Origin of the sequence: Aquimarina agarilytica ZC1 (assembly GCF_000255455.1) — a bacterium.
GTDB classification, from domain to species: Bacteria; Bacteroidota; Bacteroidia; order Flavobacteriales; family Flavobacteriaceae; genus Aquimarina; species Aquimarina agarilytica.
The window spans coordinates 52,969-75,097 of the sequence record NZ_JH621263.1; the positions used below are offsets into that span (position 1 = coordinate 52,969).

The following is a 22,129-nucleotide window of genomic DNA, read 5'->3' on the forward strand; positions in this document are numbered from 1 at the left end:
TCTACGCAACCATGAAAAATTTCATAACATACCAAATCTGTATTGTACTGAGTACATTCTCATTTATAGGCTGTAATTCAAACTCCAAACCTTCAATCAAGGAAAACTCAGTAAGAAAAATTGAGGCAACGACTAATGATTACAGTAATATTAAACCCGAATCTTTATTTAAACACATAACAGCTCATTACGATTTAGAACAATATAAAGTTGGAAAGGAAAAGTTAACAGCTTTAATTGAAAATCATCCAGAGCTTATTGATTCCATGGGATTGAATAGTTTAAAAAATAAGTTTGATTCAAAACTTGCCGAAATGCAGGAAAAAGAAGCTGCTATAGCTGAAGTGGAAAGAAAAAAGCGAATGCCTAATGCCATTAAGAACATGCGTCAATTTAAAAAAGGGACTACTACCCACTATGTTGACAAAAGTAGCCCTGAATTTGATACAAAAGAATGTTTTTATGCTTATTACACCAAGGATAGAGCTGGTATATTAGAATTACACTTTAAAATTAGATATATAGATACTCAATGGTTAAATATTGAAAATTATATGATTACTGTTGACCAGTTAGATCACACCTTATCCGGAACTATTTCAAAAACAGAAACAAAAGGAAAAAAGAAATACAAACATGAAGAACTAGATACTCCTGTAGATACTCCCGACAAATTAAAAACAATACAAGCCATAGCAAATGGAGATGATGTAGTAGCTTTATATGTTGGTAAAACTGATTATAAAAAAAGAACTATTACAGATGAACAAAAAAAGGCTATACGTAATGTTTTAGACGCTTATTCCTTTATGGGAGGTACTAATTTTAAGGAATTGAAAAGTAGTTATACTAATGCTAATGCTGAGTAAAATGAAATTACTAATTTTAAGTTGTTTTGTTAGTTGCACCTTAGTATCAAGTTTAGCTCAAAATTTAAATTATGAGTTCAATGAATTTTACACCCAGACTGTAATTAGTGAAACTGGCAAAGTACCTTACATGTATTCGGTAAAAAAAGAGAACGTAACTTTTGAAAAAAAAGTAAAACTCAAGCGAGAATCCCCTCAATATCTAGCCGCTCTTGACAAACTAAATTCTTTTGTAAAGGACAGCACTAGTATTAGTGAAAGTTACTCTAAAGAGCTTGATAAATTTACTCAACTAAACAAAGTAAAAACTTTAATTAATGATTTTTTAAATTCCACCAAGCCTTATGAATTAAAAAAAGGAAAACTTATTGAAGCTCAAAAAATAGCAGATACACATCATAAAGACTTATTAATTTATGCCGATAACAACATAAATACTAAAAACAAATCGAATTTTTTTGTGCTTCAGCTAAAAAGTCTTGACTTAAAAATCCATCTAAAAAAGGTCATTTGGAAAGTTGATGCTTCTAACAAAAAACCAGAAAATAGTAACAATGAAGATTTTAAGAATATTGAAAAACATAGAAATAATCTAAAATCAATAAAGAAATTTGAATATTATTATGGTCCTTCAAAAAAGAGCACTAGGAATGCTTTAGTATTAAATGAAAAAATTGAAAAGCTAACAACTATAAAAGGGGAATTTAAAGTTGTAAATGATTATGTATACTTAAAAAACAAAACAAAATGGCATATTGCAAATGAACTCATCCTTTATAGTGAAATTAAAGAAAGTGCTAAAAAAGATATTTTTAGTCCTTTAAAAAAATTAATTGAAAATGTAAATTCTAAAGAACTTTTTTTGGTTGATTTAGATTTTTTAGAAACCTATGCTATCAACCCCAATAAAAAGGAAAAATTTATAACTCAAAATGAAATTGAAACTATAGAAATTGACAAATCCGATCAGATCTTTAGATCTATGAAAAGTAAAAAAAGAGCTTTAGGGGAATAGCTTTATTTTATTGTCATTTAAAAATTAAAATGGTCAATTGTTAATGTGATAACTATTGACCATTTTAATTTAATTACTTTCAAATAATTTATTCTACAACTATATTTTCAGGAGCTTCTTCAACTGCTAGTACTTCTGTATCTACTATTGGTTGTTCGTCCACTACTTCTTCATCAACCTCATCAGAAAAATAGGGAAACACATCCATTATTGGCGATTCCGCAATAGCAGGTATGGTATAATCACCCGTTGTACCATTCATGGCTGTATTGGTATTATCAAAGGCCTCTTTTAAATCATTACCTTGCACCAATAAATAAATATTTGATTTTCTTTCTTTGCCACTTTCTTCATCAAAAGCAATTAATGATACTTTAGATTTAAACCAGCGATCTGTGTTTTCAACAGGGTGAATTTCAGAAAAATTAGCAACCTTAATATTGGTAATTTTAAATTCCTCACTTACATAAGCAGACATCTCTTCATTTATTCTAGCTTCAGCTTCTGTATATGATATAGCGTCCAATAAGTAAGATTCTGTAACTACTTTTTGTTCTCCAGATTCTAATGTTTTTCTATATTTTACTTTGCACTCGTACCAAGTTACACTCATTTTTTTATATCTAAATTAAAAGGGAGTCAAATATAATTTTTTAAAAAAAGCTACAATTCATATTTAAGTAATAAATATTCACAATTAATAACCTCTCCAATTTTTTTTAATTCAATATTTAAATTAAGTCACTAGTTTTTATATTACATTCTGTAAAATCTATCAGTATCATATTTACTATTAATATGCATTGATTGCTCAAAATTAGCGGTATAATACACAACTTAATTTTGTTTCTTTCGATCGGCATGACCTAAACTTTTTTCAGGTGCTATCACATCTCTTATCAATTGTTTCAATTCAGTAATTTCAGGGAATCTATTTTCTCTTTTTCTAGACCAAACCAATTGATCATTTGCTATTATTTCAAAAACACCTCCAGTACCAGGTTTTAAAGTAAGTTCATATATCTCTTGATCAAAGGTGGTTAATAATTCTTGAGCCATCCAACTGGATCTCATTAACCATCGGCATTGCTTACAATAATGTATTTCTATTTTATTTTTTTTCACTGCTTGCGTATTTAATTCCATGTACAAATTGAATTATCAACTAAATGCTAAAAACACAAAAGCTACCTAAATAGGTAGCTTTTGTGTTCTGTGGGTTTATTAGGCTAATTATAGTCTAAAAATTATTTTCTTCTTGTGATAGTTACATCATCAATCCAGAAGCTTCCTTTTCTTTTATCAAATCCAAAGATTAAATCTAGTTTTTTGTAATCGATTGGAGCTCCTTCTGCACCTTCTCCTGCTTTGAAGTTATATACTACATTTTGCCATTTATTGTTTCCTTCAAAATTAAAGTCTCGGATAAACAATGCTCCCCATCCATTTTTACTTCCTGTATCAACTCCAGAATAGATTGAAACATAAATTTGATCCTCTGGGTATAAACTTTTTATCCAAAAAGAAAGTGTATACTCTTTTCCTTTTTTAATTTTTAATCCACTTCTTCTTAAAAGGGCTTTATTACCTTGTCCTTTTTTTGTATTTGATTTTACTTTTACTTTAAAAGAAGAATTGTCTGTTCGTCCTATTCTATCAATTTCAAACTTTGCTACAGGCTTTCCATTGTTATCTCCCCATACTCCATAACCCCAGTCAGAAAAACCAGTATTAAATGAGTTATTTGAAGTTATTAAATCTTGTGAAAAGCAGGTGAAACTTAGTATGGAAAAAAGGGCTAAATAAATTTTTTTCATAATATCTTATTTTTTAATTACATAACATTTACATCAAAACAAATTCTGTGCCATAAATTAAATGAGTCCTCAAAATTTAAGTTACATCACTGGCCCAAAACTAATACGGTTGTTTGCTATTTACGCAAAACAACCGCTATCATATTACGAAAATAGGATAATAAATTTAATTTTACCAGATATCCAAAGAAATAGTATTCTATAAGATAGTTAATTTTATGTGAAAAAACAAAAAATTAACACTAACTGACTAAATTACAAATGAATAGAATTTATTAATTTTTATTAAAAATTTAATTGTGAAATTTTTTGAATATTTTCATAAGTGAATTTGTAGGAATAATCCGATTTTCATAATTCTCCATTTGCTGAAATACCTCATCAATTGCCTGGGAAGGCAAGCCCATACGCAAACCTAAATTTTTTATAGCTTTAACTTCCTTTAAACTAACTTGTTCATCAACATTAATTACTAATAACAGACGATAAAATTGAACAATACGCTCAAATTCTGAAGCTAGCACTAGTCTCTTTACCGGCCTAGCAATCAATTCTCCAACTTCTTTTCTCTCTAAATTCAAAGAAGTGGCTACTAATTCAATAAATTCCACTTCACTTTTTTTTAATTTATTATCCGATTTGGCTAATTCAATCATTTCCGACAGTAGGCTCAATTTTTCTTCACGTGTATAATCCATTTGTGGTAATTATATTTATTAAATGCTATCTTTCCTATTTAGCACTCCTTTTTCTATTTAGTTTTATTAAAAAATAACACATAGCTTCCTCTGTAGTTTAATTTCCTGGCTTAATGTAACCATCTTCTCCAATTTCTACACAATAGATTTTAGTGTCGTTAATCCTTTTAGAATTAAATTCTCTCTCGTACATATTATACAATAAAAATAAGTCCCTGATAACCTCTTTCTCATTTACTCCGCCAGTATTTAAATTTAACGAAGTAATCGAATAATAATTCCATTTTCTAAAAAATAATATATTCAATAGATCATTTATTTTGATTCACTTACTTTTGTAGTATGGGATTAACAAACAACGACATTTTTAAAAAATTGAGGGTCGCACATAAATTACGTGACACCGATATTATTGCCATTTGCAAGCTTGTAGATTTTAATGTATCCAAAGGAGAATTAGGTGCTTTTTTCAGAAACGAAGAACATCCAAAATATATGGAATGTGGAGATCAAATTTTACGTAACTTTTTAAACGGCTTAATTATACACCTCCGTGGGCCTATGCCTAAAAAGGGTGAGAAGAAATAGATTATGGTTGATGGTTGATGGTTGATGGTTGATGGTTGATGGTTGATGGTTGATGGTTGATGGTTGATGGTTGATGGTTGATGGTTGATGGTTGATGGTTGATGGTTGATGGTTGATGGTTGATGGTTGATGGTTGATGGTTGATGGTTGATGGTTGATGGTTGATGGTTGATGGTTGATGGTTGATGGTTGATGGTTGATGGTTGATGGTTGATGGTTGATGGTTGATGGTTGATGGTTGATGGTTGATGGTTGATGGTTGATGGTTGATGGTTGATGGTTGATGGTTGATGGTTGATGGTTGATGGTTGATGGTTGATGGTTGATGGTTGATGGTTGATGGTTGATGGTTGATGGTTGATGGTTGATGGTTGATGGTTGATGGTTGATGGTTGATGGTTGATGGTTGATGGTTGATGGTTGATGGTTGATGGTTGATGGTTGATGGTTGATGGTTGATGGTTGATGGTTGATGGTTGATGGTTGATGGTTGATGGTTGATGGTTGATGGTTGATGGTTGATGGTTGATGGTTGATGGTTGATGGTTGATGGTTGATGGTTGATGGTTGATAAATGTAAAATAAAAAGGCTAAAATTCTCCGAGGAAAATTTTAGCCTTTTTTTATCACTGTTTTTCAACAGCTAAATACACATAAATCTATGCTAACACAGCTTGAACTTTATCTGCTGCTTCTTGGAATTCAACTGCACTTAACACATTCAATCCACTCTCATCAATAAGTTTTTTTGCAATATCTGCATTAGTTCCTTGCAAACGTACAATGATAGGCACTTTAATAGCATCTCCCATATTTTTATACGCATCAACTACACCTTGAGCCACACGGTCACAACGAACGATACCACCAAAAATATTAATTAGTATAGCTTTTACATTATCATCTTTTAAAATCAAACGGAAAGCTTCTTCTACACGTTTGGCATCAGCTGTACCTCCCACATCTAAAAAGTTTGCTGGCTCACCACCTGCTTGCTTTATTAAATCCATAGTAGCCATTGCTAATCCGGCTCCGTTTACCATACAACCTACATTTCCATCTAGATCTACATAGTTTAAACCTGCTTCTTTTGCTTCTACTTCAACTGGGTTTTCTTCACGAATATCACGCATTTCAGCATAATCCTTATGGCGATATAATGCATTATCATCCAAAGTTACTTTAGCATCTGCAGCCATTATTTGATCATCTGCTGTTTTAAACACAGGGTTGATTTCAAATAAAGAAGCATCCGAATTTTCATAAGCTTTGTAAAGTGCTGCAGCAAATTTAGTCATATCCTTAAATGCAGCTCCCGAAAGTCCTAAATTAAACGCAATTTTACGTGTTTGAAACGGTAAAATTCCTGTTGCAGGATCAATTTCTTCACTATGGATAAGCTCCGGTGTTTTTTCAGCTACAGCTTCAATATCCATTCCACCTTCGGTAGAATAAACAATCATATTTTTACCTGTAGCTCTATTTAATAAGACAGACATATAAAACTCTTGCGGTTTAGATGGTCCATCATAATATACATTTTGAGAAATAAGTACTTTATGCACTTTTTTTCCTTCTGCTGAAGTTTGAGGAGTAATTAACATCATCCCTAATATTTGATCAGCATATGAGCGAACTTCGTCAATAGACTTAGCTATTTTAACTCCACCTCCTTTTCCACGTCCTCCAGCATGAATTTGAGCCTTTACAGCAAACACAGTACTTCCTGTTTCTTTCTGAATTTGTTTTGCTGCAGCTACAGCGTCGTCCGGTGTTTCGGCTAAAATTTCTAAAGGCACTTTTACTCCAAAACTACTAAGTATTTGTTTTCCTTGATATTCGTGTAGATTCATAATCTGTTTATTTCGCTTTTCTTATAGGTTTCCAAATGTAGAAAACGAGGCTTGCATAAACAAACATTATCTAGCAAAAATTAGATACTAATACGTAGTTATTTTTTATTTTCAAATTTTGTAAGATTTTACACCCTTAGGACAAAATAATTATTCCTCTAGCCCTTCAACAAAAACACCTCACTAACAACCAACACCTTAATTCCAAAATAGTATAGTGTGAGATACTTGTTTTACTGTTTTTATTAATAACAATGTATTATAGATTAAAAAACGACTTTCTTTACTAAAGCCTCACCTTTTTCTGAAGTTATTTTTATAATATACATTCCGGAATCTACTTGCATAGGCACATATTGAACCGAGTTTGTTATCGTAAAATCTTCTTGCTTATATACTTCTCTGCCTAAAATTGAATATATACTAATTGACACTTCAAGCTCCGTTGAGGATTCCGAAAAAATACCGATAGATCGTTTATTATTTGTAATAGTTACGTTTTTTTTTACATCATTCAGTTCATCTATCCCTCCTAAAGTTTCATCCTGTATTAAAGAAACATTATCTACAAAACCTAAATCACCCGAAATACCAGCTGCATATATTTTAATTTGAGTATTTGATCCCGAATTAAACCTTAACTCATAAATTTCGTAGTCGGTCGATGTTACTTTTAATTGAGGGACTAAATCTGGTCCTCCCGAAACTGGTTTTACTCCTAATTTAATTTCCGAACTTCCTAAACTTTTTTTAGCCATAGCTGTGTAAACATATTCTGTTCCAGGTACTACCGTAAAAGCTTGTTCCAATCCACCAGGACCTTCTATTCTTGCTCCATAATCTCCTGAATATTTTTCTCCTTTTTCTTTTGTAAAAGAAATACTCCCTCCGTTTGTCCAAGATGTCCAAGGCGCTGTTAAAGTTCCACTCGACATATCTCCATCAACCACTAAATTATCTAGAGTTTGTTTTAATTCATATGAACGCACCCAATCATAATAAGTAGTATTAATAGACGCGTCATTCAATTCCGTTTCATTTGGATAACCTGGATTAGGAGTGCCATCACTTTTTATTTGCCAATCATAGGTTTCTGTTACCATACGTACTGTCATGGGTACATTAAATGGTGTAGAAAAATTATCATCTCTAGGATTTACCGAATATTTATAAACTCCATCAATAAAATAATGCACCAAATTAGGGGTTACCCACCAAGCTCCATATACATGAAAATCATCAGCAACATTAGCTTGATCATTAGTTACAAAAGCCGCATTACCTCTGGATAAAAATAAACTGCTACAATTAGTATCTTTAATTCGTTTTAATTTAAAATGTGTATTTGATGCCATTCCTTTATCCCACGGAATTGCAGCCCAATCTGGGGAACCACCTCCCATACATTCAATAATATCAATTTCAGTACTGTAACCTTCACAGTCGGGTCGATCTGGGCTATTTACATTAGGATCATCCCATACCCTATTTGTATTTAACCAAAATGTTGAAGACATTCTTATTTTAGAAGCTTTCATTTTCACTTCAAAAAAACCATACTTTTGCGAAGCCTTGGATTCTATTCCTCCACCGGCAATTGTAAATCCATCATGTGGTGCTGGGTGAATTGTATTTTTAATCAACAACATTCCATCTTCGACAACTATATTTTCTGGCAAAAATTCTGCAGGCTTTCTTCCCGCCCAATTGGGTAACCTAGGATGCCATTTAGTCGTATTCAATAAAGTTTGATTGTTAAACTCATCGGACATGTCGGTAGAAATGGCCCATTGATATCCTGGGGGAACTATAACAAATTCCGAAGAATTTAATGCCGGAATCTGGGCTTTGACCTGAAAAAAGAAATTAAAAAGCAAAAAAAACCATAGTGTAATTATTCTTATCATAAACTTGGGGAATTAAATGAATAAAATGATTATCAATGCAAATATACAACATTAAACACTGATAATCAGAATTTTAACACCCTTCACCTACTATAACATTTGAGTTAAAACCTATTTTTTTAGCACTAAAAAATGATTCTTAACAAAAAATATTATTTTATTTCCATACTACTCAGTATATTTTTTTCCTTTTAAAAATTATAATATTAAATTTGCAGACTTTTGCTTTTATTAAAAGCGAAAAAATTATTAATCATTATATAAACCATGGAAAACACGGATTTATTAGCTATTGCCGAAACTTACGGAAGCCCCGTATATGTTTATGATTCGGCTAAAATTGCATCACAGTATCAACGTTTAACAAGTGCTTTTAGCGGAGTTAAACGCTTAAAACTGAACTATGCTGTAAAGGCATTATCAAACCTTTCAATTTTAAAGCTAATGAAATCGCTTGGTGCTGGTTTAGATACTGTTTCAATTCAAGAAGTTGAAATGGGACTTTTAGCAGGTGTTGAGCCTCAAAATATTATTTTTACTCCTAATGGAGTTTCATTGGAAGAAATTGAAAAAGTAGCTGCAAAAGGGGTTCAAATAAATATCGACAATCTTTCAATTTTAGAGCAATTTGGTACAAAGCATCCAAACATTCCTGTATGTGTGCGTATCAATCCTCATATTATGGCTGGAGGAAATAGTAAAATTTCTGTAGGTCATATTGATTCTAAATTTGGTATTTCGGTACACCAAACACCACATATTTTACGTATTGTTGAAAATACAGGTATGCACATTAATGGCGTACATATGCACACGGGTAGTGATATTTTAGATATTGATGTCTTTATTCAAGCTAGTGAAATACTATTTGATGTGGCTAAGCAGTTTAAAAATCTAGAATTTGTTGATTTTGGTAGTGGTTTTAAAGTTCCTTACAAAGAAGGAGATATTGAAACTAATATTGAAGAACTAGGAGAAAAATTAACTACTCGTTTTAATACTTTTTGTAAATCATATGGAAAGCAATTAGAATTAGGTTTTGAGCCAGGTAAGTTTTTAGTAAGTGAATCGGGACAGTTTTTAGCAAAAGTAAATGTGGTTAAACAAACAACATCCACTGTTTTTGCAGGTGTAGATACTGGTTTTAATCACCTTATCCGTCCTATGTTTTACGATTCATACCATAGAATTGAAAATATTTCAAATCCTGCAGGACGCGAACGTTTTTACTCGGTAGTTGGGTACATATGTGAAACCGATACTTTTGCAACCAACCGCAGAATTGCTGAAATATCTGAAGGAGATATTGTTTCATTTAAAAATGCAGGTGCTTATTGTTTTTCAATGGCAAGTAATTACAATTCTCGCTTTAGACCTGCAGAAGTATTATGGCATAATGGTGAAGCTAAATTAATTAGAAAGAGAGAAACTTTTAATGATTTATTAGCTAATCAAGTTGCTGTTGAATTTGAAACTGAAGCTGTTTCTGAATAAAATCTAATTTTAGATATATCATAAAGCCACTGATACTCTTTCAGTGGCTTTTTTTTATGCTACAGCTTTACCTCAATGCTATTTTTTTTAATATAAAAACCTTATTTTACTTAATTCTTATTTTGCTTTCATAAATTTATGGCGCAAACACATGTTACACTTTATTTTAAAGTCATCATCTAACTTAATTCTATTATGAAAAAACACTTAATTATTAGTGCTGTCACTATGTTATTTTCTTGTCAGAAGCAACAAAAAAAGCACATTACCCCTACAGAATCCACTATAGAAATTGTGAAGGAAGTAAAGAAAATATCTCCTTTTACTCAAAAAATTGAACTTACACACAAAAAAGAAGCTTACTTAAACCACAAAGCCATTAGCTTTGATATTAATGTAAAATTTGGAGGAAAGGACTATTTAAGCGGTACACTTACCCAACTCACCAATGGCACTAAAATTAGATTGGATAATAAAAATACCACCAAAGTCATTTACAATGGTGATGACGTATTTATTTGCCCAAAAACAGCAGAAATTGGCGGTTCTAGGTTTGATATTTTTACGTGGAGTTATTTTTTCAATTTACCATACAAACTAAATGACCCTGGAACTATTTGGTCTACTCCTACTAAAAAACCTTTAAACGGAAGCTTACATCAAACCGAAAAGTTAAGCTTTGAAACTGGTATAGGTGATGCTCCCGACGATTGGTATATAGTTTACAAAAACGCTATTGATAATACCTTAGCTGGTGCAGCTTATATTGTTAGTTTTGGAAAAGATCTTGCGGCTGCAGAAAAAGAACCGCACTCCATAAAATTTAATAATTACCAAAATGTTGATGGTATTCCAATTTCAAAAAAATGGACCTTCCATAATTGGAATGAAAAAGATGGTTATGGTGATCAAATTGGAGAGGCTACCATTAGTAATGTAAAATTTTTAGATGTGGACAATGCCTTGTTTGCAAAGCCTGAAGATTCAAAACCTGTACTTGCTCCTTAAAATCTACACTGTTTAAATTAAATTTTAAATATAGTATATGGCTTAATAAGCAGTAGACTTACGCCAGATTATAGCATAGATTATTCTCATTGTGTAATCTGGCGTAAATACGTTTTACTCATAAAAAAGCACTCCATTACTATTCCAACTCTACTAATTAATTTACATCATTTCCAAATTACTTTACACACAACAAACTATAAATCAATTTATAATCTAAAATTCTTGTTTTTTTGTATCTTTAGATAAGAAGTAAAAAAATCGCATACAAATGACCGAATTATTTAACAAATTAGGAATTGGAAAAGTTGATGAAATATTAATTTTAAACGAGCCCGAAGGTTTTTGTCAAGAATTAGATAAACTTCATGGAATTATTATTAGGGAATCTGTTATAAGAACTTCCGAAATTGATTTTGCCTTAATTTTTGTTACTCAAGTATCCCAAATCCAAAACCGAATTGAAACCGTATACCCCAAACTAGTTGGCGATGCTGTAATTTGGTTTGCCTATCCTTCTGACGCTTCTAAAACTGAAATTACCGAAACTACTGGCTGGGGAGTTTTAGGGGATTATAACTTAAAAAAAATTGAAACAACTCCGATTAATGAAGATTGGAACGGAGTGCATTTTAGAAAAATTGAATTTATTGGCAATGAAGCATCCTAATTAGGTAACAAAAGAATGAATCTACCATGGCATCTATACCTAATGGCCGCAATGTATGTTGTCGCTGGTTTTTTTCACTTTTACAAACCTAAGGCTTACCTTAATATCATGCCCCCATACTTACCTAAACCAAAAGCTTTGGTTTTTTGGAGTGGAGTGGCTGAAATCATTTTAGGTATTGGATTATTGATACCACAACTAAAAAATATTTGCATTTACTTGATTGTTTGCATGCTTATCATTTTTATTCCTGTACACATTTTTATGTTACAATCGCCAAAAGCTAGCAAAGGAGTTCCAAAATGGTTTTTATGGATACGCCTACCTATACAGCTATTATTAATATGGTGGGCTATATTTTACTTATGAAACCATTCGTTAATCGTATAACCTTACCAAAAAACAATCTTTATCCTACCACTTTTCCAAAATCCAGATGAAAAAATTGACTTAGCACTTCCCGATGCTGATATCGTGCTTTACCCTAACTTTTTATCACCAGAAAAAGCTCAATACATTTTTAACGATCTATTAACCACTACCACCTGGCAACAAGACACCATTCGAGTTTATGGAAAAACACACCCACAACCTCGCTTAACACATTTATTTGCCAATAATAACTCCCCTTATTCGTACTCAAATATCACCATGCAACCTACTACATTTACACCGAGTTTACTTGAGCTAAAACAAAAAGTTGAACTTTTAACAACTAAAAAATTTACTACATGTTTAGCTAATTTATATCGTGATGGTCAAGACAGTAATGGCTGGCATGCCGATAACGAAAAAGAATTAGGCTCACAACCCATTATAGCCTCTGTTAGCTTAGGAGCAAGTCGCTGGTTTCATTTAAAACACCGTAGCGATAAGACCTTAAAGCACAAAATTGAATTGACTCACGGAAGCTTACTACTCATGCAAGGAAATACACAAAAACATTGGCTACATCAAATTCCTAAAACAAAAAAGCTTGTGGGCAAACGTATCAATTTGACTTTCAGAATTATTGAATTAAATCAATAACAACACTCGTTTTCGCTGGCTTTCATCAAAAAAATCACCCAATTAATACTATATTTGCTAAACTTCTCTCAACTTAATAACAAGTTTACTAATACGAGAAAAAAACATTAAATTACTCCTTTACAAATCAACATTACTTCTAATTTTATATATGCAACCTAAAATTGTTTTCTCTGATATTGACGGCACTCTTTTAAATAATGAACGCATACTCTCTGAGGCTACAATTAATCAATTTAAAAGAATTAAAGATGACATCCCGGTCATTTTAATATCATCACGCATGCCAAGTGCCATGGTCCATTTACAAAAAATGGCTACTATTGAACACTTTCCTATAATTGCTTATAATGGGGGACTAATTTTGGTAAACAACAAGGTGGTTTCAACTCATGAAATTGCCAATTCCATTTTAGAACAAATTATTGATTTTAATATCAAAACCAATATCCATTTGAGTCTTTACAACAACAATGACTGGTATGTCCCCAAACTTGATTATTGGGCTAAAAGAGAGATCAACAATACCAAAACAACTCCACAAATTTTGACTAATGGAAAAGTATTACAGCTTTGGAAAACGGAACAAAAAGGAGCCCATAAAATTATGTGTATGGGAGATGTGGATGCTATTGATCGCTTATACCAATTTTTAGAAGAAAACTTTAGTAACGATTTACACCTATACCGTTCCAAAAGTACTTACATAGAAATTGCCCCTGCAATTATATCTAAAAAAACAGCCGTTAAATACCTTTTAGATCATATTTACACGGATTTATCCTTTGAAAATGTAGCTGCCTTTGGTGACAATTACAATGACATTGAAATGTTAAACGCTGCCGGTTTTGGAGTTGCTGTTGCCAATGCTAAAAAAGAAGTTTTAGCCGTTGCCAACCATACCACACTTACCGGCGCTAATGATGGTGTTGCCCATTTTATTAAAAATAACATCTAACCCATATTTATGAAGTTATATTTTTACTTTTTTTTAAGTCTTTTATTTTTAGTTGGCTGTAAAACAGTCCAACCAATTGCCACTATTGATGATCCAAAAAATCAAAAAAGCGACGTTATTATTGATCTAGTAAATATTAATAATGATCAAGTAGCCGTAAATTTTTTGCCTGGAAAATTAACTACGGAGTCTCCTGTATTTTATTTACCTCGTATAATTCCTGGCACCTATAGTAGTGATAATTACGGTCAATTTATTTCAAACATTAAAGCTTTTAAAAAAAATGGAGATTCTATCCCCATTAAAAAGCTAGACAAAAATAGCTGGAAGGTTACCAATGCTACTCAATTACATAAAATTACTTATTTAGTAAATGATACCTACGATATAGAAAAAGATCATGATGTTTTTTCTCCTGCAGGGACAAATATTTTAAAGGACACTAATTTTATTTTAAATCTACATGGGTTTATAGGTTATTTTAAAGAAACCAAAAACAAGCCTTATGTGCTTTCTGTATTACATCCATCCAAATTAGAGGCAGCCACCTCGCATAATACTATATCAAATATTCATCCTAAACTTGCAAAAAGCACTAATGAAAAGGTAGATTCTTTTTATTACAATCGTTATGCTGAAGTTACCGATGACCCCATTATTTATGGAGATCTTGACAGCGAAACCTTTAAAATTAATGATATTGAAGTACTTCTAAGTGTGTATTCGCCTAATCAAATACATACTGCAAAAGCTCTTTTACCGTCAATGAAAAAAATGATGTCGGCTCAAAAGAAATTCATGGGAGACATTAACAGTACTAAAAAGTATAGTATTTTAGTATACTTATCCACACTAGCTTCAAACGACGCTATGGGTTTTGGTGCCTTAGAACACAATAATTCTACCGTAGTCGTATTACCAGAAAGAATGCCACTACAAGCACTTGAAACTACTATGATTGATGTGGTTTCACATGAGTTTTTTCATATTATAGCTCCCCTAACGGTACATTCTGAAGAAATTCACAATTTTGATTATTATGAACCTAAAATGTCCGAACACTTATGGATGTATGAGGGTACTACCGAATACTTTGCTCAATTATTTCAGGTAAAAGAAAAGCTTATTGGCAATAGTGAATTTTTTGCACGTATTGTGGATAAAATAAGGAATTCAAATCAATACGATGATCGCATGTCTTTTACTAAAATGAGTAAAAACATTTTAAAGAATCCTTATAAGAAAAACTATGCTAATGTATATGAAAAAGGTGCTTTAATATCCCTGTGTTTAGATATTATTATCCGCGAGAAAAGTAATGGCGAAAAGGGAATTTTAGATTTAATGAAATCATTATCCTCTAAATATGGTGCAAAAAAGCCTTTTTTAGATAGCGAGCTTATTGATGTTGTTATTGCTTTTACATACCCCGAAGTAGGTCATTTTTTAAAAACACATGTGATCGGTACCGAACCTATTAACTATGCTGATTATTTTAAACGTGTAGGACTCCAATATGGCACAAACACCATAAACACCGAGTTTTTTATGCATAACGACATCTCTTACCTATCTCCAAATCAAGATAAAAATGAAGTGTATTTTAATACGAGTGGTGAATACAATAGCTTTTTAAAAAGTCTAGACATTCAACCTAAAGATGTTTTATTGGCTATTAATGGGCAAAAATTTGATTTAAACAATGCTGCTTATATTTTTGAATTATCCAAACAATGGAAAACCGGAGATTTAGTCGAATTAAGTATTAGACGAAATGGCGAACAGTTTAACACCAAAACTACTATTACCGAAAAACCTACTAGTTTAAAAAAGTCTTTAATTGAAATTCCAAAAGAAAAACTTACTCCATTACAGTTAACTACTAAAAAAACTTGGCTAAATTAATTATGAAAAAATTATACTATTTGTTTATTTTCCTTGGTTTGATTTCCCTGTGTACTAACTGTAGCAATAAGGATAATACTTTTTTTAAAGGAACTATAAAAGGTTTAAGTAAAGGAACCATTTACTTACAACAAATTCAAGACACACTGCTTGTTACTATTGATTCGGTTCAAGTAAACGGAGTCTCTGATTTTGAGTTTTCACTAAATTTAAAGGAACCTGATATTTTCTATTTGTATTTAGACAAAAATGATGGAACCATTTATGATGATCGATTAGAAGTTTTTTTAGAACCCGGAGAAATTACCTTTTCGACTAAACTCTATGATTTTGAAAGATTAAGTAAAGTGGTGGGCTCTGAAAACCATGAAAAGTTTATGAGTTACAAAAAAACCATGCAACAATTTAATCTAAAAAACATCAATTTACTACAGCAGAATTTTGATGCTCATAAACAAAACGATACCAACCTTATCAAGGAAGTTGAAACAAAATTAAACACCTTACTTAAAACAAAATATTTGTATACAGTAAACTTTGCGATACAAAATAAAAAATACGAGGTAGCTCCTTATATTACTTTACGAGAAATAAGTGACGCCAATGTCACTTTTTTAGATACTGTTCACAATAGTTTGAGTCTAAAAATAAAAAAATCTAAATACGGCAAGCAGCTTAAGGCTTTAATTAAAGAACAAAAAAAGACAACTAATAATAAAAACAATTAGTTCCTTAGCCTCCTGTATAAGTCACAAAATTACGAGGAGTTTCATACAAAGTAATACTTAATTCCACCACCGAATCCAAACAAGGTTTGATTCGGTTCCAAATTACAACAGCTATATTTTCTGCTGTTGGAATTAAGTTTTTAAAATCGGGAACATCAAGATTTAAGTTTTTATGATCAAAAGGGATCTCCACTTCATTAACTATGATTTCCTTCAATTTTTTCATATCAATTACATAACCTGTTTCGGGATGTACTTCTCCGGTAACGGATACAATTAACTCATAATTATGTCCATGAAAGTTAGGGTTACTACATTTTCCAAAAATAGTTTGGTTTTTTTCATCGGTCCATGTTGACTTGTACAGCCTATGTGCCGCATTAAAATGTGCTTTCCTATTCACGGTTACTTTCATGATTCTACTTGTAAGTAATGATAAAATTGTTCGAAAATAATTTTAAACCATGGCGTATAAATTTCTGGATTACTTGTGATATCTTTTTTAATGATTTCTAAATCCACCCATTTCCAAGCTGCTACTTCATCGGGATTAATTATAGGGTCGGCTTCATAATTACCCACTAGTACATGATCAAATTCATGTTCCGTTAAGCCATTATCAAATTTGGCCTTATAAATAAAAGAAAACTTTTCTTTCAAAGGAGTCACAAACCCCATTTCCTCCTGTAAACGTCTTACGCCTGCCTCTAAACTAGTTTCTCCCTCTCGCTGGTGGCTACAACAGGTATTTGTCCATAAACCTGGTGAATGATATTTATGCAAGGCTCTACGCTGTAACATTAATTCCCCTTTCTCATTTAAAACGAATACGGAAAAAGCACGATGTAATAATGCTTTTTCATGCGCCTCCAACTTTTCCATTAATCCAATTGGTTGGTCCTTTTCATCTACCAAAATTACTTTTTCTATACTCATATAAATTCAAAACTAAACAAGTTGATTAGAACACACAAAAAAACGCCCTAAAAATAGAGCGCTTTATAAAAACATTATATTTTGTGAATTATTTTAATATTCTAAAATAATAAATTCACTACGTCGGTTTAATTGGTGTTTTTCAACCGAACAAGGTACTCCATTGGCACACTCATTTACTAATTGGCTTTCACCATAACCTCTACCAGTGATTCGATCACGACTAATTTTTCCTTTTTCAACTATATAATCAATAGTTGCTTTATTTCTGTTAGTAGATAGGACTTGATTATATTGATCATTTGCCCGGCTATCTGTATGAGAACGCACATCAATTTTCATAGTTGGATACTCTTCCATTACAGCAATTACTTTTGCTAATTCAAGCGCCGCATCATTCCTAATATTATATTTATCAAAGTTAAAATATATAGGATTCAAATTAAGTATTTTCCCTAAATCCTGTCCTATTTTAGCTTCTTTAACAGCTTTTTCCAACGCTAATGAAACTTCGACAGTTTCACTATTATTAGGAGTTGTCACAAGCTCTTCTGTAGTATTATAGGCTTCTTTATCCCCGCGTAAAAAATAATTTTTATCACATTCCACAGTAAAACTGTAATTCGCTTTTTCTCCTACCCTAAGTGTCTCAATAGCATTATTTCCAGAATCATAAAGCGTTACTTGCGCCCCTGGTAATAAAGCTTTAGTATCTTTATCGGTTACCACTCCTTCAAGCTTCACTTCACAAGCTTCTCTTATATCTTCTAATTGAATGAATCTATAAATATCATCATCACCTCTACCTCCATCTCTATTCGAAGAAAAATACCCTGTTTTTGTATCTTCATTAACGATAAATGCAAAATCATCTTTTGGACTATTCGCGGGTTTACCTAGATTATAAATTTCTGTTTCTTTAGCTTCACTATCAATTTTAGCTACATATAAATCCAAGCCTCCTAAACCAATATGTCCATTGGATGAAAAATACAAATCCCCACTTTTACTAACAAATGGATAGGCTTCTCTACCTTCGGTATTAATTTTAGGGCCTAAATTTTTAGGCTCACCCAAAGTACCATCATCTGCTATACTTACCTCATATAGATCTGTATGTCCATAGCCACCAGGCATATCAGATGAAAAATACAGTTTTTTATTATCTGGACTTAGTGCAGGATGCGAAACTGTATATTCATCACTGTTTATACTAATTTCTTCTGCTTTTGACCAATCACTCTTTTTCTCTCTTTTTGACTTATATATTTTTAATCGGTTAGTACCGTTTTTATCTTTCTTAAAATCTCCAGCATTATAATTATTACGTGTGAAATAAACTGTTTTTAAATCATTCGTAAATACGGGTGTTGACTCATGAAATTTTGTATTTAAACGTCTACTAAATTTCCTTGCCGTTTTAACCTCCCCTGATTCTTCTTCTTTTATTTTCCCCACATATAAATCCAAAAAGGCGCTGTTATTCCACTCATGTACTCTTTTAGCAAACACACCAGTATCTCGAGCCGAAGCAAACAATAAACGCTCCCCATAATACGCCGGTCCAAAATCAGAATATACGGAATTGGCTACTATATTTTTGACCTTATATCTTCCCGATTGAAAATCAATTTTTCTTAAATATTCTGGCTCTTCTTGATAATTTTTTGCTCTAATATCACCTCCTTTTAGCGTATAAAATTTATTCATAAACTTATCAGAAGCTGCATATTCTTGCATTGCTTTTAATGATTGCGCATAGCGAAAATAATACTCCGCATCTAAATCACCGCCTTCTTTAATTAGTTCAGCATACCATATTACTGCATTTTCATAATCGGCATTAAAATAATAGCTATTTCCTAATTTTTGAAATAAATCAGCACTTCTATAACCTTTATCGGCTACTTTTAGCAATATTTTTTGAGTATCAATATATGCATAACGCTCATAGCTTTTATTGGCTTGTTCCAGCTTTTTTTGTTGAGCTAAACCCCAAAAAGAAATCAAAACAGAAACTATTAATGTTAACGTGTATTTTTTTTTCATAATATAAAACTATTATTATTCCTTCTTAAAAGAATCTAGGTGTAACTAAACGATTGTATTTTTTAAATAATTCGAAACGTAGAAACAACTCAAAACTACCATCATTTTTTTCTTGTAACTCTGTCGTATCCCTATCATAAGAAAAACCAATTAACATACTATTTGACACTTGAAAAGCCACCAAACCACTTACTGCGGCACTCCACCTGTATGCTAAACCTGCTGTGAACTTTTCATTAAAAAGAAAGTTAGCTGACACATCCACTTGTAACGGGGCTCCGAATACTAATTTAGTTAAAAGAGATGGTTTAAATTTAATATTATCATTCAAGTCCATTACATAACCCGCAATTAAATAATAATTTAAACGCTCTTTTGCCACAAAACTTGAAGAAGCTATAGAAGTAGCATTTGTGGTATCAAAATGATTTGTTTGTAACAGATTAGGGGCACTAAGACCAATATATACTTTTTTTGTATGGTAATAACCTCCAATTCCCACTACAGGACTAAATTGTCCATCAATATTAGTGTTAAAAATAGCATCATCTGTATTAAATTGATTTAACTTATTAAAATCTACGTTGAATAAACGGCCCCCTGCTTTTAATCCAAAAGTTAACTTTCCAACCGCTGAAGTTGGTATTGTATATGAAAAATCAACATTAAAATAAGTTTCTTGAGCTGGACCCACTACATCATTAATAACCGATCCTCCCAATCCTACTCTACCCACTCCTATTGGAGAATGTATAGCCAAGGTTTGGGTCCTGGGAGCTCCTTCGAGCCCTACCCATTGTGACCGATGTAAACCTATCACATTTAAAGTCCCTCTGGTACCTGCGTAAGCAGGATTTATGGCTACTGTGTTATATGTATACTGAGTATATTGAGCATCTTGTTGTGAGAAACCCCCTATACTAAATAGCAAAAACAATAAAAAAAATAGTTTATAATGTACTTTCATAAGAAAAATTTAAACTTTCAACACAAATATATGGTTATCTATTAATATACAAATATCCTGACAAGCACTTTTCCGCACCGTCATTAGTGGTATATTGGATTACATAAAAATAAGTTCCTACCGGGAGTTTATCTCCCTTAGCTATAGTTGCTCTACCATCTGACTCTCCGTAAAATGCTCTACTAGGATTAAATTCACCCGTAACATTAGGATCATCACCATTATAATCATCTGCACTAAATACTTCAACTCCCCAACGGTTGTAAATTTTAACCGTATTACTGCTTGTGATAGCCGTATTAGTAATTCCTTTTATAGTAAAGAAATCATTTTTATCATCTCCATTAGGTGATATCGCATTAAATATTTGCAACTCATTTTCTTCGATTTTAACAATGGTATCATCATTAAGTATATCGTTTAAAGCAAGTTCATCAATATCATTCAAATCATCTGAATGTGTATCTTCAATACTTGTCGCTACTCCGGATATCACTACATTTCCTGATACACTTGCTTCACTAACTATCTCTAGGACTATTATTTCATTAGCCGTTGGATTATATGTTGATCTAAATGTAGCTTCTCCTCCATTTGGAGCTAAGCTTTCAATTTGAAAAACTCCATTATCAAAACTTACTGAGTTTACCCCCGAACGTATATCTGTTAGTACAATATCTCTAATCTCGGTTCCCCCTTGATTGATAATTTTATAAACATAATTTACTTCATCAGTTTCATCGGCAACACCATTATTATTAGTATCCACATATTCACCAGATTTAAAAAGCACTAGTCTAGGCGCAAAACCATCGTTAGATGTAAATGTATTATTTCTTCCGGTAAATTCATCTACATTGGTAATACTCGTAATTCCTTCTATATCATCTGTTCTTCCTGTTGTATTTTCTGTTTGAAATAGCCCACCAGGTAATGAACTAGTTACTACTGAAGATTTTGTTGGTCCAAATGGAATACCACTTACTTCCCAATCTCCATTAATATCAGTAAATACAGTATAAATCATTCCATTTACATCTTCTACTCTAACTTCAACACCTTCAAGATTGGTCTCATTGTCATCCTGTACATTGTTAGCATTGTAGTCTAAATAAACATGTCCTGTTATGATTCCGGCAGGAGTAATTATTCCTATTCCAGTTATTGCATTCGTTTCATTTTCAATAGTACCTGCTACAACATTTCCTGTGCTAACTTCAATAGATTCTATCGGTTCATCCTCATTATCTGTTAATGTCACAATACTAAACATTCCTGTATCCTGTCCTACTTCAAATACTACTGTAATTGTAGTAGTGTTATAATCACTATCCGAAGCTGCTTCACTTGGTTGTGGAATGCTCGACGTATTAAATGGATTATTATCAACAGCTTTGTTTATTATGCTAATTTCAATTTCAGTTCGCTCTGTAACAGCTTCCGATAAACTTACTGTAAATTCTAAATCACCGCCTTCTTGAATTATAGCATTCGATATTCCAGTAATACTTGGACTAACAACTCCTCCGTCATTATCTATCACTGTAATTGTTGAGTCTATTGGATCGGTATTGCTTGTATTTCCACTCGTTACTGTTCCTGTTACTGTAATTATTTCATTTGGCTCTGATAATGTAT

At 32.0% G+C, this 22,129-nt stretch carries 23 protein-coding genes; 11 read left to right on the forward strand and 12 right to left on the reverse strand.

What is annotated here, in order from left to right; all coding sequences use genetic code 11:
• Positions 1-11: 11 nt before the first annotated feature.
• Together KQA_RS0211115 and KQA_RS0211120 are read left to right on the forward strand one after the other, a co-directional pair.
• Positions 12-869, forward strand: coding sequence for a hypothetical protein (locus KQA_RS0211115; protein ID WP_010181117.1), 858 nt, complete (start codon positions 12-14; stop codon positions 867-869).
• 1 nt (position 870) lies between these two features.
• Positions 871-1,884: a hypothetical protein gene (locus KQA_RS0211120; RefSeq protein ID WP_029209565.1), complete on the forward strand. Its 1,014-nt coding sequence runs from the start codon at positions 871-873 to the stop codon at positions 1,882-1,884.
• Positions 1,885-1,972: 88 nt separating this feature from the next.
• Here KQA_RS0211120 and KQA_RS0211125 read toward each other — a convergent pair whose 3' ends face one another.
• From KQA_RS0211125 to KQA_RS0211140, 4 genes are all read right to left on the reverse strand, one after another.
• Positions 1,973-2,497, reverse strand: a complete 525-nt coding sequence (locus KQA_RS0211125; RefSeq protein WP_010181121.1) for a DUF4494 domain-containing protein — start codon at positions 2,495-2,497, stop codon at positions 1,973-1,975.
• Between the two features lie 224 nt (positions 2,498-2,721).
• On the reverse strand, positions 2,722-3,030 hold the full coding sequence (locus tag KQA_RS0211130; protein ID WP_010181123.1) for a SelT/SelW/SelH family protein: 309 nt from the start codon (positions 3,028-3,030) through the stop codon (positions 2,722-2,724).
• A 101-nt stretch (positions 3,031-3,131) separates the two neighbouring features.
• Complete coding sequence (locus KQA_RS0211135) at positions 3,132-3,701, reverse strand: carbohydrate binding domain-containing protein (protein ID WP_010181125.1); 570 nt, start codon at positions 3,699-3,701, stop codon at positions 3,132-3,134.
• A gap of 293 nt (positions 3,702-3,994) precedes the next feature.
• Positions 3,995-4,399, reverse strand: a complete 405-nt coding sequence (locus KQA_RS0211140) for a TerB family tellurite resistance protein (RefSeq protein WP_010181127.1) — start codon at positions 4,397-4,399, stop codon at positions 3,995-3,997.
• A 342-nt stretch (positions 4,400-4,741) separates the two neighbouring features.
• On the opposite strand from KQA_RS0211140, the gene KQA_RS0211150 reads away from it, so the two are divergent.
• Entirely contained in the window at positions 4,742-4,987 is a 246-nt protein-coding gene (locus tag KQA_RS0211150) for a DUF1456 family protein (RefSeq protein ID WP_010181131.1), read from the forward strand.
• Between the two features lies 1 nt (position 4,988).
• On the opposite strand, the gene KQA_RS20270 is transcribed toward KQA_RS0211150, so the two are convergent.
• From KQA_RS20270 to KQA_RS19605, 3 genes are all read right to left on the reverse strand, one after another.
• The gene (locus KQA_RS20270) at positions 4,989-5,627 is read right to left on the reverse strand and encodes a hypothetical protein (RefSeq protein ID WP_010181133.1); all 639 of its coding nucleotides are present in this window, start codon (positions 5,625-5,627) and stop codon (positions 4,989-4,991) included.
• 19 nt (positions 5,628-5,646) lie between these two features.
• Entirely contained in the window at positions 5,647-6,840 is a 1,194-nt protein-coding gene (gene sucC, locus KQA_RS0211155) for an ADP-forming succinate--CoA ligase subunit beta (RefSeq protein WP_010181134.1), read from the reverse strand.
• A 266-nt stretch (positions 6,841-7,106) separates the two neighbouring features.
• Complete coding sequence (locus KQA_RS19605) at positions 7,107-8,747, reverse strand: family 16 glycosylhydrolase (protein WP_010181137.1); 1,641 nt, start codon at positions 8,745-8,747, stop codon at positions 7,107-7,109.
• Positions 8,748-9,014: 267 nt separating this feature from the next.
• Between KQA_RS19605 and lysA the strand changes: the two genes are divergently transcribed.
• From lysA to KQA_RS0211200, 8 genes are all read left to right on the forward strand, one after another.
• A complete protein-coding gene (gene lysA, locus KQA_RS0211165) occupies positions 9,015-10,241 on the forward strand; it encodes a diaminopimelate decarboxylase (RefSeq protein WP_010181139.1) in 1,227 nt (408 codons plus the stop codon).
• A gap of 195 nt (positions 10,242-10,436) precedes the next feature.
• Positions 10,437-11,249, forward strand: coding sequence for a DUF6503 family protein (locus KQA_RS0211170; protein ID WP_010181141.1), 813 nt, complete (start codon positions 10,437-10,439; stop codon positions 11,247-11,249).
• A 271-nt stretch (positions 11,250-11,520) separates the two neighbouring features.
• A complete protein-coding gene (locus tag KQA_RS0211175; RefSeq protein WP_010181143.1) occupies positions 11,521-11,919 on the forward strand; it encodes a hypothetical protein in 399 nt (132 codons plus the stop codon).
• 51 nt (positions 11,920-11,970) lie between these two features.
• Positions 11,971-12,288, forward strand: coding sequence for a DoxX family protein (locus tag KQA_RS0211180; RefSeq protein WP_316912118.1), 318 nt, complete (start codon positions 11,971-11,973; stop codon positions 12,286-12,288).
• Between the two features lie 105 nt (positions 12,289-12,393).
• Positions 12,394-12,948, forward strand: a complete 555-nt coding sequence (locus KQA_RS0211185) for an alpha-ketoglutarate-dependent dioxygenase AlkB family protein (protein WP_010181147.1) — start codon at positions 12,394-12,396, stop codon at positions 12,946-12,948.
• Positions 12,949-13,099: 151 nt separating this feature from the next.
• Positions 13,100-13,906 carry a Cof-type HAD-IIB family hydrolase gene (locus KQA_RS0211190; RefSeq protein WP_010181149.1) on the forward strand — a complete coding sequence of 269 codons (807 nt, stop codon included), beginning with the start codon at positions 13,100-13,102 and terminating at the stop codon, positions 13,904-13,906.
• Positions 13,907-13,915: 9 nt separating this feature from the next.
• Positions 13,916-15,811, forward strand: coding sequence for a M61 family metallopeptidase (locus KQA_RS0211195; RefSeq protein ID WP_010181150.1), 1,896 nt, complete (start codon positions 13,916-13,918; stop codon positions 15,809-15,811).
• Between the two features lie 2 nt (positions 15,812-15,813).
• Positions 15,814-16,539: a DUF4369 domain-containing protein gene (locus tag KQA_RS0211200; RefSeq protein WP_040396303.1), complete on the forward strand. Its 726-nt coding sequence runs from the start codon at positions 15,814-15,816 to the stop codon at positions 16,537-16,539.
• A gap of 4 nt (positions 16,540-16,543) precedes the next feature.
• On the opposite strand, the gene KQA_RS0211205 is transcribed toward KQA_RS0211200, so the two are convergent.
• The 5 genes from KQA_RS0211205 to KQA_RS19610 all read right to left on the reverse strand — a co-directional run.
• Positions 16,544-16,954: a 6-pyruvoyl trahydropterin synthase family protein gene (locus tag KQA_RS0211205; protein ID WP_010181154.1), complete on the reverse strand. Its 411-nt coding sequence runs from the start codon at positions 16,952-16,954 to the stop codon at positions 16,544-16,546.
• The gene (gene idi / locus KQA_RS0211210; protein ID WP_010181156.1) at positions 16,951-17,475 is read right to left on the reverse strand and encodes an isopentenyl-diphosphate Delta-isomerase; all 525 of its coding nucleotides are present in this window, start codon (positions 17,473-17,475) and stop codon (positions 16,951-16,953) included. Before idi ends, KQA_RS0211205 begins: the two co-directional genes overlap by 4 nt.
• A gap of 93 nt (positions 17,476-17,568) precedes the next feature.
• Positions 17,569-19,524, reverse strand: coding sequence for an OmpA family protein (locus tag KQA_RS0211215; RefSeq protein WP_010181158.1), 1,956 nt, complete (start codon positions 19,522-19,524; stop codon positions 17,569-17,571).
• Positions 19,525-19,549: 25 nt separating this feature from the next.
• Positions 19,550-20,491, reverse strand: a complete 942-nt coding sequence (locus KQA_RS0211220; protein ID WP_010181160.1) for a PorP/SprF family type IX secretion system membrane protein — start codon at positions 20,489-20,491, stop codon at positions 19,550-19,552.
• 34 nt (positions 20,492-20,525) lie between these two features.
• On the reverse strand, positions 20,526-22,129 hold a 1,604-nt coding region (locus KQA_RS19610; RefSeq protein ID WP_010181161.1), incomplete at its 5' end, for a T9SS type B sorting domain-containing protein.